Source organism: Actinacidiphila sp. DG2A-62 (assembly GCF_035825295.1).
Taxonomy (GTDB): domain Bacteria; phylum Actinomycetota; class Actinomycetes; order Streptomycetales; family Streptomycetaceae; genus Actinacidiphila.
In genome coordinates this window covers 6,208,493-6,223,145 of sequence record NZ_JAYMGI010000002.1, presented here as the reverse complement: position 1 = coordinate 6,223,145, position 14,653 = coordinate 6,208,493, and the positions used below count along the sequence as shown (strand labels likewise).

Sequence of the window (14,653 nt, the reverse complement as noted above, 5' to 3'; positions counted from 1 at the left end):
GAAAGCCACCGAGCATGTGCAGCTTCCGTCCGGGCTGCTGCACTACACGACCCCGCTGGGTGCGCAGTACAGCGGCGACAGCCGCCTGCTCCTGCAGGAACTGACCGCCGGCAGTGTGGATCTGTTCGTGACCTCGCCGCCGTTCCCGCTGCTGCGCCCGAAGGAGTACGGCAATCCCGACCAGGACACCTACGTCGCCTGGCTGCTGGAGTTCCTTCGGCCCGCCCACCGGGCGCTGAAGCCGGACGGGAGCCTGGTGGTGGACATCGGCGGCGCCTACCAGCGCGGACTGCCCGTACGCTCGCTGCACCAGTTCCGGCTGCTGCTGGCCTGCACCGACCGCCTCGGGTTCCACCTCGCCCAGGACTTCTACTGGCACAACCCCTCCCGGCTCCCGACACCGGCCCAGTGGGTCACCAAACGCAAGATCCGCGCCAAGGACACCGTCACCCCGATCTGGTGGCTGTCCAAGACCCCGCATCCCAAGGCCGACACCCGCGGGGTGAAGACTCCGTACTCGGCGTCGATGCGGCGGCTGCTGGCCGACCCGCGGCGGCATTTCGCCCCGGGCCCGCGGCCCTCGGGCCACACCGTCAGCGCCGCCTTCGACGCCGACCAGGGCGGAGCCCTGCCCGCCAACCTGCTGACCATGCCCAACAGCGCCTCCAACGACGCCTACCAGCGCTCCTGCCGCAACCGCGGCATCCGCCCGCACCCGGCCCGCTAACCGCCTGGGCTGCCGGAGTTCTTCATCACGCTGTGCACCACGCCCGGTGACCTGGTTGTGGACTTCTTCTCCGGTTCCAACACCACCGGACAGGCCGCCGAAAGCCTCGGCCGCCGCTGGATCGCCATCGACCTCGATCCCCGCTACGCCGCCGCATCCGCCCTGCGCTTCCCCCACGCGAACCCATCCGCCCCGCATCCACTGCCCTGATCACTTCGATCCCCGTCCTCCCGCAAGGAGTTGCCCATCACCACCGCCAACGACGAGGTCGACAAGCTCCGCCACCTCTCGCGTGACTACACCGACCTGCTCTTCGCCCTCGCCGACGGCCCGCCCCACCTGGACACCGACGGCCTGACATGGCTCAGCGCCCGCGTCCTGGACACCCAGGCCCTCACCCGTCGCGTCCTGGAACGACTGCGCGCCTTGACCGCCTTCACCACCTCCGACATCCCCGAGCATCTGCAGGTCCTGAGGACCGTGGCCACTGTCGCCCGGGACACCACCGAAGCCGGTCTGGTCCTCACCGATGCCGTCACCGCATTCCCCCTCGCCGCTGCTGTCTCCCAGCCTCAGTCCGGGCAGGGCCCCCAGGACCCCGAGCACGACAGGGCACGGCAAGCGATCGCTGAGAAGCTGCGCGACGCCTCCCGCACGCTCCAGTCCTGCGCGACGGCGTGCCTGTATGCCGCAGCACCCCTGACCGACTACCCCACCGGCACGGCACCCGCAACCAGCAGCGATAACGCCCGCAGCACCCCAGCCGCCGAGACCGCTCACGCGCCAGCTCCGACCCGCTCCCGCCGACTCACCGCCGCACAGACCAACGCACTGCGGGCCATCGCGGCGGGCGGCGTGACGATGTACGAACCTGGACGGATCGGAACGGCGCGCATCTCCGCAGGGGGCGGGGTGCGGATCACGATGTCCACCTACGCAGCGCTGGGCCGCCTCGGTTTGGTCGCCCGCGACCCGAGCACCAGCCTGTACCGCGGGCAAAGACTCTACGTCACCGATGCCGGACACGCGGTCCTGAGCGCCCTGCCCCCCGCTGCCCCGGTCGCCCGGCCCGCGCCGCCACCGCCGACCGAGCGGCGCCGCTGACTCCGCCACCCGCCACAGCCGCCCGCACACGCCCGGCGCTAAGCCCACCGCCCGCGGCCAACCGTCGCCGCACACTCCCCGAAGGAGCCTTCATGCCCGAGTCCCCCACCACGCGCGGTTCCCACCAGGAGCCCGTGCCGGCCGCTGCTCCCGCCGAGAGCATCCGATGGCTCCGCGACCCCGGACTGGCCCGGAAGCTGCACGAGGCCGTCGGCCTTCTCCTGCACAGCATGGCCGACATGCTCGACGACGCCTACCCGTTCTCGGCGTCCCTGGAGGGCGGCGGCCTGTTCGCCTGCGAGCACAAGGGCCTGGATTTCGCCTGGGCTCCGCTGGTCGAGGCCGAGACCGCACGCTTGGTCGCCGAAGTCACAACCAGCACCTCGCCGGGGCTGTTCGCACCCGAGCTGCCCGCTCTGATCACCGCGATCGACGCCCAGCCCGAGCACGTGCAGCAGGCCCTCATCCGCCAGGCCGCCGCCCGCCACCTCACACGCTCTGCCGTCCCCAAGCCCAGCCAGATCACCGCCCGGGTCCACGACACCAGCGCCACCCGTCTCTACGCGATCCCCCTGACCGCCGCCCGCGGCCCCAGCCGCTGATCCAGCACCGCCAAGAAGCAGGAGGCACATGACCCACACCACCACCGACGTCAGGCTCGACCCGCATCCCAAGGACAACAGTGCGGTCCTCGCCCGGATCGGTGGACCACATGCGAACGCAGCCCGCCGCATCCTGCTCGCCCACGCCTTCCGACCGGCGCCTGGCCGCCGCGCGGACACGCTGGTGCTCGTGCGCATCGACCGTCAGGAGGCCCACTACGCCGACGCCGCCACCCGTGAGCTGCGCAAAGCGGGCATCACCGTCGGCGCCGACTTCGCACTCCAGCAGGACTTCGACACCGACTTGACCTGGGCCGAGTACCCGATGTCCCAACTCAGCCGGCAGGAGATCCGCGACGTCGGCGCCGAAGCCCAGAAGATCTACGACGACATCGCCACAGGCCACCTCGTCATCCACCATCACGTCCCCGTCTGGCGCACCGTCGCCGCGGTGGGCACCTACGCCGCCGGGCACAGCGTGTTGCTGCACGGCCACGACCACCTGCGGCAGGTGGCACGTGCTTTCGGCAGCCGGGACGAAGCCGTAGCCGACTTCTACCATCAGTACGGCGACCTCGTACGCCCCGGCCCCGCACCCGCCACCCGCGCCGAACAGCGCATCGCCCGCGTCCTCAACCCCGCCGGGAAGCGGGACACGCAGACCGAGCAAGCGGCCCCAACGCCTCTAACGACGGTGCCCGTGTACGACGGGGACCCCGGCGACCATACGGAGCTGCTCGAGTCCCTTCTCGCCCAGGACGGCGAGTGGGAGAGGTACCGGCCGCACGACGAGACCACCATCGCCAGCCATGAATCCCTCCTGCTGCGCGTGGAGTTCGTCCACGAGCCCCGTGCCGGCGAACCCAGGTGGACGGTCGCCGCCTACGAGTCGCAGGTCGGCGAGCGCCTGTGGCACGCTACTGCGACCGCTTCCACCCCCGTGGAGATGGTGTCCACGCTCCTGGACTCCCTCACGTCCGGAGCGGCTTCGACAGATGATGGCGCGGTGAGCGAGCAGGCCGTCGCTCACGTGGCCCGGCCACTGGCAGGCTGGGCTCAGAGCGTGGAAGGGCGCTTCATCCGGTGGGCGCCCCCGCGAGCTGACGGCGCGGGCGTACGATTCGACGCCTTCGCCGCCCAAGCACGGCCCGGCCGCGACTCCCGGACCTGGACGCTCTGGGGCGGCGACAACGCCGATCGCCCGGTGTGGGCCATCCATCTGTCCTCGCAGACCCCCGCAGCGGTCCTGCAGGATCTGGCCTTCGAGCTCGCCGAGGGCCGGTGCCGCCGCACCGCCCAGCGCCACCCATCCGTGCACCCCGCCACCGATGCCCGCCGGGAACCCCCCTCGTCCCCGCCCCTCACCTCACCGGCACCGACGGCCGAGTCCGCAGGGCGGCACCGTCACGCACGCTGACGCCCCTGGACCACCGAAGAACGAGCAGGCCACACACACGGCGCACATGCTCGTCCTGACCGGATACCGCGTCGATCTCGATTCCCGACCTCACCACCCAGAACGCCGGCCCTGACGGCGACGGCGGAGACCGCCTCGGCGACTAACTCCAGGCCCTTGCCGCAGCGACGTCCGGTGCCCAGCACCGGGACGCTGCCGCTGGTCTGGCCGACCTGATCGCGAACGACGTCTGCGGGCTCCTGCCGGCCCTGAGCCGCTTGCTTGACGCGGGCGGTCAGCAGGCGCTCACCACGGGCACCGAATCTCCTCGCGGTGTCGCTGCGGACCTGACAGACGCTGCCGGCCCGTTCACCGCGTCGCCGTGCGCCTGGCCCACGCAGGCGAACACCACCACGGCATCGGCCCGTGCGAGCGCCTCGCGCAGCCACCGCCGACACCTGCGGCATCACCCCGTGTCCCAGGCCCACCGGCCCGCCCCGGGCCCGCTGGTCGCCCGGCCCATCAGAACAGGAAGCCCCGCACGCCTTTGTCACAGCCCGCCCGCCCCGCCTACCGCATTCTGTCCCTCGGCGCCGGAGTCCAGTCCACCACACTGCTCAGCCTGTCCGCGCAAGGCGTCCTCCCAAAAATCGACTATGCGATATTCGCCGACACGGGCTGGGAGCCAAAATCCGTCTACTCCCATCTCGAACGTATTCAGCGCGAGATAGCCGAACCCGCAGGTATACCAGTTCTGCGCGTGTCGACGGGAAACATCAGAAACGACGCGCTCGACCCTGAACGCCGCTTCGCTTCCATGCCGCTCTACATCCTCAACCAGGACGGTCGGCCTGGGATGACGCGGCGGCAGTGCACCGGCGAATACAAGATCAAGCCGATCAAGAAGCAAGTCCGGGCGATCCTCGGGTACCCCTATCCGCAACGCATCCCAAAGGATGTTTTCGTCGAGCAGTGGGTCGGTATCTCCACGGACGAGTTCCACCGCGCGAAGGACGCCGATGTCGCCTACATGCGCAACCGGCACCCCCTCATTGTGGACATGGACTGGTCCCGCGCCGATTGCGTCCGATACCTGGAATCACGCGGCCTGACCGACACCCCAAAATCCAGCTGCTTGGGCTGCCCCTTTCACGGAAACGCACAGTGGAGAAACATCCGTGACCATTCTCCCGAGGAATGGGAGGACGTCGTCGCGTTCGACGCGGCGATCCGCGCCGGCAACGCCCGAGCCAACGCCACGGGCAACCGGCTGCTGGGCCAGGCGTTCCTGCACCGCTCGCGCGTGCCGCTCGCCCAAGCGCCGATCGACCACGTCACCGCCCGCGAATGGGCCGACCGGCAGACCGCTTTGGACGCCGCGCCAGCGGATGGAACCTTGGCCGAGCTTGAGCACGGTGTGCCCGGGGGCTGCTCGCCGTGGGCGTGCCGCGGCGACGAACCGGCCGCCACGCAGGACGACTTCGGGCTGGCCGCGTGAACAGTGGCTTCGCGGGACTGGTGCTCGACCTGTTCGCCGGCCCGGGCGGCTGGTCCTACGCCGCTGCCGTCCTGGGCGTACGCGACGTGGGACTGGAGTGGGACCCTTGGGCGTGCCGCACCCGCGCCGCGGCGGGACTCCTCACCGTGCGCACCGACGTCGCGCAATACCCGGTGCATCCGTTCGTCGGGCGGACGTGGGGGCTGATCGCGTCCCCGCCGTGCCAGGCGTGGTCGATGGCCGGCAAGCGGCTCGGTCTGCTCGACCAGCCGCTGGTCCACCAGGCGGTGACGGACCTCGCCGCCGGACGCGACACCCGCGCCGCGCTGCTGTCCGGGTGCCGCGATGCGCGGTCGCTGCTCGCGGCCGAGCCGATGCGCTACCTTCACGCCCTGCACCAGGCCGGGCAGCCCGAGTGGGTGGCCATGGAAGAGGTGCCGGACGTTCTGCCGCTGTGGCGACAGTACGCGCAGGTCCTGCGCGGCTGGGGGTTCTCAGTCTGGACCGGCATCGTCAACGCGGCCGATTACGGAGTGCCGCAGACCAGAAGGCGAGCGATCCTGCTGGCTTCTCGGGTCCGTACCGCAGCACCCCCGCCGCCCACGCACGCCGCCCGCCCCGAGCCAGACACGCTCTTCGGGCCGGGCCGCCAGCAGTGGGTCAGCATGGCCCAGGCCCTGGGATGGGGCGCGACTGACCGGCCGGTGCCCACCGTGTGCGCCGGCGGCGGACCGGGCGGCGGGCCCGAGCCCTTCCCCAGCGGCTCCCGCAAGGCCCTGGCCGGAGCCCGCGCCTGGGGCCGCTGGCACCCCTTCGAACACAGTGGGACGGACCAACCGGTGGAGCTGCGCTCGCGCCGCGACGGCCCGGGCTGGACCGCGAGCACCGGCAGCCGAGACAACCGCAGCGCCAACGCGCCGGCGCCGACCTTCACCGCCGAAGCCCACCGCTGGTCCTGGTCGCTGCGCACCAACAGCCAGGCCCACTCAGCCGTCCGGCGCCTCGACCAGCCGGCCAGCACCCTCTTCTTCGGTCACCGCTCCAACCAGTGCCTGTGGGTCCCCGAACCGCCCCGACCCGACCGCGCCCACCTCCGCCCCACCGCCGAACCCGACTCCGACCCCCTCACCCCGGATACCGCCGACGCAGCCGACGCAGCCGACGCAGCCGACGCAGCCGACGCAGCCGACGGCACGGTGCCGGAGCCGATCCGGATCACCGCCGCCGAGGCCGGAATTCTGCAGACGTTCCCCGCCGACTACCCGTGGGCTGGCAACAAGAGCCAGCAGTTCACGCAGATCGGCAACGCCGTCCCCCCGCTGCTCGCCGGCCATCTGCTCGCCGAACACCTCGGCGCCACGCTCAACCGCGACGACTTCACCCTCGCAGCCTGATGCCCACCATTCCGCCCTGCACCCGGCCCCAGCCCCGGACCACCGCGCGACCGCAGAACCATCCCCCTGACGTTGACGGACCCGTCGAGCCGACGCCGCCCGAGCCACTCCACTACGCCGAGCAGGCCCTGCTCGGGGCGCTTCTGCTCCAGCCCGACGAGATGTCCGCCGCTACCGGCCTGCGCCCCGAGCACTTCGCCAGCCCCGTCCACGCCGCGGTCTACCAGGCCATGCTCGGCCTGGAGCCGCCTGCGTCCGAGGCGCACCGGCGCGAGCCGGTGTGGCTTGCGGCCGTGCTGTCTGCGGCCGTCCCGCGCGCGCCCGCGCTGACCGCTCCCTACCTCCACTGAGCTTGTTCCGCTTTGGCGGACACCGTTGGTGTGGTGGTCAGGCTGCGAGTGCGGTCTCGTACTCGGCGGGGCTGCGGTAGTCGAGGCTGCTGTGCAGTCGGTGCAAGTTGTACCAGCCCTCGATGAAGTCGAAGATCGCGGTTCGGGCGGCGGCCCGGGTGGGCCAGGTGGTCGTGTCGAGCAGTTCGCGTTTGATGGTGGCGAAGAACGATTCGGCCAGTGCGTTGTCCTTGTCCCAGCATTGCCCGGTGCGGCCGACTGACAGACGGACCCCGAACTGGTCTGCCAGGGCGGCGAATTGCTGGCTGGTGTACTGGCTTCCGCGATCCGAGTGGAAGATCACCGGTCGCATCGGGCGACGCTGCCGGCAGGCGGTGGTCAGGGCGTCTGCGACCAGATCAGTGCGCATGTGGTCGGCGGTTTCCCAGCCGACGACGCGGCGTGAGGCGATGTCGATGACGGTGGCCAGGTAGAGCCAGCCTTCCTCGGTCGGGATGTAGGTGATGTCGCCGCACCAGCGGGCGTCAAGCCCGGTGGGGTCGGGCTGGAAGTCCCGGCTGATGAGGTCGGGACGGGTGACCGCCCGGGGGTCGGGGACGGTGGTCGGCTGCCGTCGTCTGCGGTGTCGGCCTGCCAGGCCGGCCGCCCGCATCAGCCGGGCGACACGGCGACGCCCACACGCAGCGCCGTCGCGCACCAGGGCGGCGTGGACGCGTGGGGCACCGTAGGTTCCCCGCGACCTGGCGTGGACAGCGGTGATCTGCTCGGTCAGTTCGGCGTCGCGGACCGCGCGGGGGCCGGGGGTGCCGGTGCGGCGGGCGTAGTAGGCGGCTCGGGAGACCTGAAGTAGCTCACAGGCGCGTTTGACGCTGTGACCTGCGCTTTTCTCCGCCTCGATGAACGGGTGAACCGTCACCGGGTCTCCTTCGCGAAGAAAGCCGTGGCCCGCTTGAGGATGTCGACGTCTTCACGCAGCCGGCGGTTCTCCCGCCGAAGCGCAGCCAGTTCCTCGCGTTCGCTGCTGGTCAGGCCGTCGCGCTCGCCGGCGTCGACCTCGGCTTGCTTGACCCAGTCGCGTACCGCCGTCTCGGTCAGGTCGAAGTCCTTCGCGATCTGGCCGACCGTGCGGTCGCCACGCTGGCACAGCTCGACGATCTCGGCCTTGAACTGCGGCGTGAACGAGCGGCGAGGGCGCGGCTTCTTCTTCCCCATGCTCTCCATGATGGACATCCTCCCGGGGCAGAGCCCCTGATCTCGAATGTCCGTCAAAGCGGATCAAGCCCACACCTCCTGATCTCCGCATGCCCCGCCCCCGCCCACGCCGCCGCCTACGCATCGATGATCCGCGCCGAAGCATTCCGCCGGGATCTGCGGGAGCACGCCATCCGCCTGGCGCAGACCGCCGGCGACATCAGCCACCCCGACCCGGCAGCGGCCGTCGTGGACGAAGCTGGCCGCCTCCTGGCCTTCCTCGACCGCAACCAGCCCCACTGGCCCCACCGGTCCGGCCCCGTCCCCCGAGCCGAACCCGTCGCTCCCCCCGTGGGTCAGCCTTCGCGGGAAACGCTGGACGAAGAGCAACTCCTCCTCGCCGCCGTCACCGCCCGTCCCGAAGACCACGCCACGCTGCGGGGGCTGCGCCCCCAAGACTTCAACTCGGCCCTGCACGGACGCGTGTTCGCCGCGCTCGACCTGATGATCCGACGCGGCGCCCTCATCGATCCGGTCACCGTCTTGTGGCAGGTGTGGCAGGACGGAGCCCTGGGCGAAAGCGATCCCGCCGACCTTCTCGCGGTCCTGCAGCGTCCGGCCGGCCCGGCCGACCACTGGGCACGCCGCATCCACCAGCGGGCACTACTGACCGCGGCCAAAACCGCCGGACATCACATCACCACGCTCACCGGCGACCCCACCCGCGCACCCCACCATCTCATCCTCGGCGCCCGCCGGGCCTTGAGCGAACTCGCCCAGGTCACCAGACGCCGTGCCCCGCCGCCAGCAGATCCCCCGCCGGCTCCCCGTCCACCCGCCTTGGCCGCACGGCGCAACACAGCGCCCGCGGGCCGCGCACCCGCTCCAGCTCTTACAAGGAACACGTGACCGATCCCCGCTCCGGCGATCCTCCCCCGCATCCTGCCGCCCCGCCCCCGAGCCCGGGCCCGAAGCTGAACGGCCCGGCTCACGAAGCAGTGCTCGCCGCAGCGGAGCGCCCCGACCATCTCGTTCCCGGCATCAGCTCCGCCGCCTACTGGGCCAAAGAGCGGTGGTTCAACGCCAGGACCCTGGCTGTCGTGTACCGGGCCGGATACGCCGACATCCGGCCGCAGCCCTGGGACCAGGGCCCGGTCACCTGGAACGACACCGGCCGGGATCTCTACCTGACGCCCGCCGGCCGCGTGTACGCGGGATGGCACACCGCCAGACCCGTGGGCCGCCGCCGCATCGTGATCGTTAGTGGAGTACGCGCGGGTTCCCGAGCGGTGTCTCGGTGACTTGAAGCGGCATCTGGGCAGGTAGATCCCCGGTTTCCGGGCGTCACTCGTTGGCGTGGAATCTCAGCAGCAACTCGCAGAATCTGCGAGTCAGACGCGTAATCTGCGTCTTTGTGTCAGATACCGAAAGTCGCACGCTCACGCTCGTATCGCCGACGGCAGCTGCTGATGAGGAGCCGGCGCCGATCGAGACCGGGCTGGCGGACGTCGTCACGCTGCAGCGGCGGCGTCAGGCCAGGATCTCGGTCCAGGACGAGGAGAGCTTCTTCGTCGACACCCTCACCGAGTACCAGTGGGCGCGGGACGCCGCCGGTCTCGCGGCGTCGACGATCGACCAATTGGTCAAGCCGGTCATCGAGGTCTGCGACTTCTACGGCACGGTGCCCTGGCAGCTTTCGCCGCGTGAGGTCGACAAGTATTTCGCCGGGCCGGGCAAGCGTGCTCGGTCGACGATGCGGCAGAAGTGCAACTACATCGACGCGTACTTCGCCTTTCTCGAACAGCGCTATGCCCACGAGATCATGATGCGCTTCGGGTGCGCGGTCGAGTCGCCGATCGACCCGTTCAACCGCCCGCACCACCGTGGTGACTTCGGGTTGCGCATCCCGCCTTCGCAAGCGGCGATGAAGGACTTCTTCTCCCGTTGGCGGGAGCAGCTTCCCTTTGCCAGGAAGTACGCGGTGGCCTGCCGCGACTACGTCATGGCGAAGATCGCCTATCTATCCGGCGTGCGGGCGGCGGAGCTGTGCGGGGTGTGTCTGGAGGATGTGCACTGGGAGAACGGCCAGTGGGGTCGCTTCGTCGTCCAGGGCAAGGGATCGCGCGGCTCCGGCCCGCGGCAGCGTGAGGCGTACCTGTTCAAGGAGGGCCGCGAGCTGCTGTGGTGGTATGTGGAAGAGATTCGCGGGGATTTCGGGGACGACGCCGACCATCCGCGGGCGCCTCTGTGGCCTTCCGAGCGCAGCCCGAAGGCAGTGGCCGCGCTGAATCTGCCAATCGCGCCGGCGCTCGGGCCTCCCGCCTTTCGCCGTGTGCTGCACAACGCGGCGGCAGCGCATCTGCGGGGACCGGTCACCGATTTGTTCCCACACCTTTTGCGGCACGCCTGCGCGACCCACAACTATGAGCGTGGGATGACGTTGTGGGAGGTACAACGCGTCCTCGGCCACGACTGGGCCACCACCACCGTGCGATACATGGCGACCGCTCAGGCCGACCCGGAGGATGCGAGTCTGGCCGCGAGCAACCGCGCCGCTCAGCGTCTGATGATGGACAAGGGGAACCTGCGGTGAAGTGGAATTTGCGGATGGTGGCCGCTCAGCGCGACCTGTGGCGCCCCACCGAACTACTGGAAGCGTTCAAGACCGTGGGCTTCACCCCGTCTCTCAGCAAGGTCGCCGCGATGTGGAGCGGCACCCCGGTCACCGTCCGCCTGGACGACCTGGACAAGATCTGCGCCGTGCTGGAATGCACCGTGGGCGATCTCCTCCAGGCCGAGCCACTGTCGGCCGAGCACGGATACGCGATGCCGGAGGCTCGGGCCGTCGGGGGGCCCGAGCCGGCAAGCCGGCCGGTGCGCCCCAGTCCACGGCAGAAGAGCGGCCCGCGCTCGCTCCCACCGAACTGACCCGTGACCGCTTCGAATCGAGGCCGGCAGTGCCGGGAGTGCCTCGGATGGGGCCTGCTGGGTCGGCATCACATCTGCCAGGGCTGCACCGAGTGGCGCCGACTGCACCCCGAGCGTGCCCGGTGCCCACGCTGCAGACACACCCGGCACCTGAACTCCGACCCCCTGTGCCGGCCGTGCCTCCACGCGGTCCGGTTGGAGGCGGACGCTGAGTGGGTGACGGCCCCGCAGATGTGCCGCCCCCGTGATCTGCAGCTTCAGCTGGTGTTCTACGGCTTGGCGCCCACGCATGCTCAGCCGCTGCGTAAGCCCGGCCGCCGCACGGTCGGCGGGCGGGAGCGGCTGCAGTGGCTGGAAGCCCGCAACGCATCCCGAGGGCCGTGTCGGGACGACCCCGCCGTCCTGCCAGCCGCGCTGCGGGGGCAGCTCGCGCTCTTTCCGGTCAGGCATCGGCTTTCCATCCAGGTCTGCCGTCGCATTTTGCAACGGCCGCTGGAGGGCTACGACGAGTTGGTAGTGCACACCGCCGCGTACGCGGCCGACACCGGCATCGGCAGGCCGATGCAGCGCAAGTTGGTCGAGATGCTCCGGCTCGCCCTCGCCGTTCGCGACGCGCACGGAGACGACCTGGTCGACGAGCACGTCTTGGATGACATCCCCAACTACACCCGCTCGGTGCGCGCGATCCTGGAGCGAGCCGGGATGCTGCGGCCGACGCCGCCGGCCCCTTCCCCCTGCATCGGTCTGCGGTAACGCGGTCCGCGCGGCCCCGGCAGACCGGCATGCGTCGGACCCGGACATGGCCGGACCCGACACCGCGGTCGTGCGTGCTGTGCGACTGCTGGTTCATCGCGACACGGCGACAGCGATGCCTGCGGTGTGCTGAGGCGCACAAGCCTGACGCGGTGATGGGAGTGTGCAGCCGCTGCCAACGGTCCGGGCCGCTCGTCGAGGGCCGTTGCCGCGGCTGCCGCACCCACATCGCCGCCCACGGCCCTGGCGCCGAGCGCGAGCCGTTCACGCAGCTCTGGTTCGGCGAGCCTCTTCCCACCGGTCCGGCACTGATGCGCCGCCTGGCTGGGTCCGTTGTCGGGAAGGACGACGGCCGAAAGGTGTCGGAGCACCTGGCCCTGCCCGGGCAGGAGTTGCTGTTCACGGCGCGGCGCGACTGGCGCCCGCTAATCGGTACCCCCGTTCGCCTACTGCCGGTGCTGACGCCTGCGGCTGAGGTGCTCCTGGCTGAGATGGTCGCACTGGCGAAACATGAAAGGTGGGAGCAGGGCCCCGATCACCTCCACCAAGCGAACGCTGACGATCTTGCTGTCCTGGCTGGGAGCGGACGCGCCTGTTCTGGAGGGCGACCTCCACGACCTGGCCCACGCTGATGAGCATCTCAGTGCGCGCCGCGCCGCCCGGTTCCTGCGCGAGCGCGGGATGCTTCGCACCGACCCCGACCTGCACCGAGACCGCCACCAGGCCCGACTGGAACGCGAGATGGCCGCTCTGCCGGACGCCATCGGCCGCGAGATGCGCACCTGGGTGCGGGCCGTCCGCGGCGAGGGCCGATGGGAGCGCCCCGCGCGCAGCTACCGCAGCATCGCCCGCTACTTCGACGTGCTCCAACCAGTGCTGCAACGATGGATCGCCAACGGCACCGTGACTCTGCGGTCCATCACCCGCGAGGACATCGAAGCGGCCATCGCGACCCGCACCGGCACCCCCGCCCGGTCCATCCACATCGTGGTGCGCAACATCTTCAAAGCGCTTCGACAAGAACGTGTGATCTTCAAAGACCCCACCCGCGGTCTCGTCTTCGCGGGCATCACCACGGTTCCGCCGTCGGTGCCCTCCGACCGGCTGGTCGCTTCCTCCATGGCGGTGTCGCCGCCGCCAACCACAACGATGTCCCGACCCTTGAAGAAGAACCCATCGCGGGTGGCGCACCACGACACCCCGCGCCCCGACAGTTCCTCCTCGCGGGGCAGGCCGAGCTTGCGGTACCCGGAGCCGGTCGCGATGATCACCGACTTCGCGCGGTGGACGGTGCCCTCGGAGTCGGTCAGCAGCTTGACGCCACCGGTCAGGTCGACGGCGGTGATGTCGTCGTCGATCATCTCGGCGCCGAACTTCTCAGCCTGGGCCCGCATGTTCTCCATCAAGGCGGGCAGGTCGACGCCTTCGGGGAAGCCGGGGAAGTTCTCCACCTCGGTCGTAGTGGTGAGCGAGCCGCCGACGAAGATGCTGGAGCCGAACAGCAGGGGCCTGAGCTGGGCGCGGGCGGTATAGAGGGCGGCGGTGTATCCGGCGGGGCCGGAGCCGATGATGACGACGTCGCGTATCTCGCTCATGCCGTCTTCTCCGGGGCGATCTCCTTGATCAGGCCCTCGACGAGGGTCTTGATCTCGTCGCGGATCGGACGGACGGCCTCGACGCCCTGCCCGGCCGGGTCTTCGAGATCCCAGTCGAGGTAGCGCTTGCCGGGGAAGACCGGGCAGGTGTCGCCGCAGCCCATGGTGATGCAGACATCGGACTCCTTCACCGCGTCGACGGTGAGGATCTTCGGGGTTTCGGCGGAGATGTCGATGCCGACCTCCGCCATCGCCGCGATGGCGGCCGGGTTGACGGCGTCACCGGGGTTGGAGCCGGCGGAGCGGACCTCGACACGGTCCCCGGCGAGGTGGGTCAGCCAGGCGGCGGCCATCTGCGAGCGACCGGCGTTGTGGACGCAGACGAACAGGACGGAAGGCTTGTCGGACATCGTTCATCCCTTGGCGAGGTGGTTCAGCAGGAGGTGCGGAAATGCAGCGGTCAGGCGCTGGGGAGGGCGGCCAGTAGGTCGGTGATGCGGGCGTCGATGTCGTCGCGGATGGCGCGTACGGCATCGAGCGGGGCGCCGTCGGGGTCGGCGACGTCCCAGTCCAGGTAGTGCCGGCCCGGCACCACGGGGCAGGCGTCCCCGCAGCCCATCGTGATCACGTAGTCGGCGGCTTGGACGACCTCGCCGGTCAACGGTTTGGGATAGGCGTCCGCGACGGGCAAGCCCGACTCCGTGAGGACCTGAGCGACGTGCGGCTCGACCTCGGCTGCCGGGTCGGTCCCGGCGGAGGAGACGACCACGCGCTCGCCGGCCCGGTGGGCCAGCAGGGCTGCGGCCAGCTGCGAGCGGCCGGCGTTGTGCCCGCAGACGAACAGCACCCGCACCGCGCCGCCGGTGGCCGGCGTCCGGGTGTGGGCGAGGGCGTCGAGCCGCTCAGCGGTCAGGCGCTCGGCCAGTACCACAAGGTGGGTGCGGACCCGGGCGTTCTCGGCGAGGAGCCGGTAGGAGTCGATGAGCAGTTGCTGCACGGTCTCCGCGGAGAACTGGCCCTGGTGGCGGGCGGCGAGGCGGGCGGCTCCGGTGCTGAGCCGCTCGTCGGGCCAGGCGGGAGGTGGTGAGGCGGACATGGGTACCCTTTCGACGGGC

17 protein-coding genes and 1 pseudogene are annotated in these 14,653 nt (G+C 70.5%); 13 read left to right on the top strand and 5 right to left on the bottom strand.

What is annotated here, in order from left to right; genetic code table 11:
• Positions 1-16 precede the first annotated feature (16 nt).
• From VSR01_RS28045 to VSR01_RS28010, 8 genes are all read left to right on the top strand, one after another.
• Positions 17-727: a DNA methyltransferase gene (locus VSR01_RS28045; protein ID WP_326451857.1), complete on the top strand. Its 711-nt coding sequence runs from the start codon at positions 17-19 to the stop codon at positions 725-727.
• A gap of 9 nt (positions 728-736) precedes the next feature.
• Complete coding sequence (locus tag VSR01_RS28040; RefSeq protein ID WP_326453858.1) at positions 737-937, top strand: DNA methyltransferase; 201 nt, start codon at positions 737-739, stop codon at positions 935-937.
• 30 nt (positions 938-967) lie between these two features.
• On the top strand, positions 968-1,831 hold the full coding sequence (locus tag VSR01_RS28035; protein ID WP_326451856.1) for a hypothetical protein: 864 nt from the start codon (positions 968-970) through the stop codon (positions 1,829-1,831).
• Between the two features lie 92 nt (positions 1,832-1,923).
• Positions 1,924-2,433 (top strand): hypothetical protein, encoded by a 510-nt coding sequence (locus VSR01_RS28030; protein ID WP_326451855.1) that lies wholly within the window; start codon positions 1,924-1,926, stop codon positions 2,431-2,433.
• Between the two features lie 28 nt (positions 2,434-2,461).
• Entirely contained in the window at positions 2,462-3,850 is a 1,389-nt protein-coding gene (locus VSR01_RS28025) for a DUF317 domain-containing protein (RefSeq protein ID WP_326451854.1), read from the top strand.
• 592 nt (positions 3,851-4,442) lie between these two features.
• The gene (locus VSR01_RS28020; protein ID WP_326453857.1) at positions 4,443-5,327 is read left to right on the top strand and encodes a hypothetical protein; all 885 of its coding nucleotides are present in this window, start codon (positions 4,443-4,445) and stop codon (positions 5,325-5,327) included.
• Between the two features lie 17 nt (positions 5,328-5,344).
• On the top strand, positions 5,345-6,721 hold the full coding sequence (locus VSR01_RS28015) for a DNA cytosine methyltransferase (RefSeq protein WP_326453856.1): 1,377 nt from the start codon (positions 5,345-5,347) through the stop codon (positions 6,719-6,721).
• A complete protein-coding gene (locus tag VSR01_RS28010) occupies positions 6,721-7,071 on the top strand; it encodes a DnaB-like helicase N-terminal domain-containing protein (RefSeq protein ID WP_326451853.1) in 351 nt (116 codons plus the stop codon). Before VSR01_RS28015 ends, VSR01_RS28010 begins: the two co-directional genes overlap by 1 nt.
• A 37-nt stretch (positions 7,072-7,108) precedes the next feature.
• Here the strand turns inward: VSR01_RS28010 and VSR01_RS28005 are convergent, their stop codons facing one another.
• Positions 7,109-7,987: an IS3 family transposase gene (locus tag VSR01_RS28005; RefSeq protein ID WP_326450238.1), complete on the bottom strand. Its 879-nt coding sequence runs from the start codon at positions 7,985-7,987 to the stop codon at positions 7,109-7,111.
• Positions 7,984-8,292 (bottom strand): transposase, encoded by a 309-nt coding sequence (locus VSR01_RS28000; RefSeq protein WP_442785482.1) that lies wholly within the window; start codon positions 8,290-8,292, stop codon positions 7,984-7,986. Before VSR01_RS28000 ends, VSR01_RS28005 begins: the two co-directional genes overlap by 4 nt.
• Positions 8,293-8,409: 117 nt before the next feature.
• Between VSR01_RS28000 and VSR01_RS27995 the strand changes: the two genes are divergently transcribed.
• The 5 genes from VSR01_RS27995 to VSR01_RS27975 all read left to right on the top strand — a co-directional run bounded on the left by VSR01_RS27995 (position 8,410) and on the right by VSR01_RS27975 (position 11,943).
• Positions 8,410-9,171 (top strand): DnaB-like helicase N-terminal domain-containing protein, encoded by a 762-nt coding sequence (locus VSR01_RS27995; protein WP_326451852.1) that lies wholly within the window; start codon positions 8,410-8,412, stop codon positions 9,169-9,171.
• Positions 9,168-9,563 carry a hypothetical protein gene (locus tag VSR01_RS27990; protein ID WP_326451851.1) on the top strand — a complete coding sequence of 132 codons (396 nt, stop codon included), beginning with the start codon at positions 9,168-9,170 and terminating at the stop codon, positions 9,561-9,563. Before VSR01_RS27995 ends, VSR01_RS27990 begins: the two co-directional genes overlap by 4 nt.
• A 113-nt stretch (positions 9,564-9,676) precedes the next feature.
• Positions 9,677-10,855, top strand: a complete 1,179-nt coding sequence (locus VSR01_RS27985) for a tyrosine-type recombinase/integrase (protein ID WP_442785563.1) — start codon at positions 9,677-9,679, stop codon at positions 10,853-10,855.
• Positions 10,852-11,190: a helix-turn-helix domain-containing protein gene (locus VSR01_RS27980; RefSeq protein ID WP_326451850.1), complete on the top strand. Its 339-nt coding sequence runs from the start codon at positions 10,852-10,854 to the stop codon at positions 11,188-11,190. Before VSR01_RS27985 ends, VSR01_RS27980 begins: the two co-directional genes overlap by 4 nt.
• 216 nt (positions 11,191-11,406) lie before the next feature.
• A complete protein-coding gene (locus VSR01_RS27975) occupies positions 11,407-11,943 on the top strand; it encodes a hypothetical protein (RefSeq protein ID WP_326451849.1) in 537 nt (178 codons plus the stop codon).
• A gap of 1,070 nt (positions 11,944-13,013) precedes the next feature.
• Here the strand turns inward: VSR01_RS27975 and VSR01_RS27970 are convergent.
• The 3 genes and pseudogenes from VSR01_RS27970 to VSR01_RS27960 form a co-directional block, all read right to left on the bottom strand.
• Positions 13,014-13,538: pseudogene (locus VSR01_RS27970) on the bottom strand (NAD(P)/FAD-dependent oxidoreductase); the annotation flags it as partial.
• Positions 13,535-13,948 carry an arsenate reductase ArsC gene (locus tag VSR01_RS27965; protein ID WP_326451848.1) on the bottom strand — a complete coding sequence of 138 codons (414 nt, stop codon included), beginning with the start codon at positions 13,946-13,948 and terminating at the stop codon, positions 13,535-13,537. The pseudogene VSR01_RS27970 and the gene VSR01_RS27965, both read right to left, overlap by 4 nt.
• Before the next feature lie 50 nt (positions 13,949-13,998).
• On the bottom strand, positions 13,999-14,634 hold the full coding sequence (locus tag VSR01_RS27960) for an arsenate-mycothiol transferase ArsC (RefSeq protein WP_326451847.1): 636 nt from the start codon (positions 14,632-14,634) through the stop codon (positions 13,999-14,001).
• Positions 14,635-14,653 lie beyond the last annotated feature (19 nt).

Coding starts and splice junctions, on each gene's coding strand:
- VSR01_RS28030 (WP_326451855.1), top strand. CDS start 1,924: ATGCCCGAGTCCCCCACCACGCGCGGTTCCCACCAGGAGCCCGTGCCG.
- VSR01_RS28025 (WP_326451854.1), top strand. CDS start 2,462: ATGACCCACACCACCACCGACGTCAGGCTCGACCCGCATCCCAAGGAC.
- VSR01_RS28010 (WP_326451853.1), top strand. CDS start 6,721: ATGCCCACCATTCCGCCCTGCACCCGGCCCCAGCCCCGGACCACCGCG.
- VSR01_RS28000 (WP_442785482.1), bottom strand. CDS start 8,292: ATGGAGAGCATGGGGAAGAAGAAGCCGCGCCCTCGCCGCTCGTTCACG.
- VSR01_RS27995 (WP_326451852.1), top strand. CDS start 8,410: ATGATCCGCGCCGAAGCATTCCGCCGGGATCTGCGGGAGCACGCCATC.
- VSR01_RS27965 (WP_326451848.1), bottom strand. CDS start 13,948: ATGTCCGACAAGCCTTCCGTCCTGTTCGTCTGCGTCCACAACGCCGGT.
- VSR01_RS27960 (WP_326451847.1), bottom strand. CDS start 14,634: ATGTCCGCCTCACCACCTCCCGCCTGGCCCGACGAGCGGCTCAGCACC.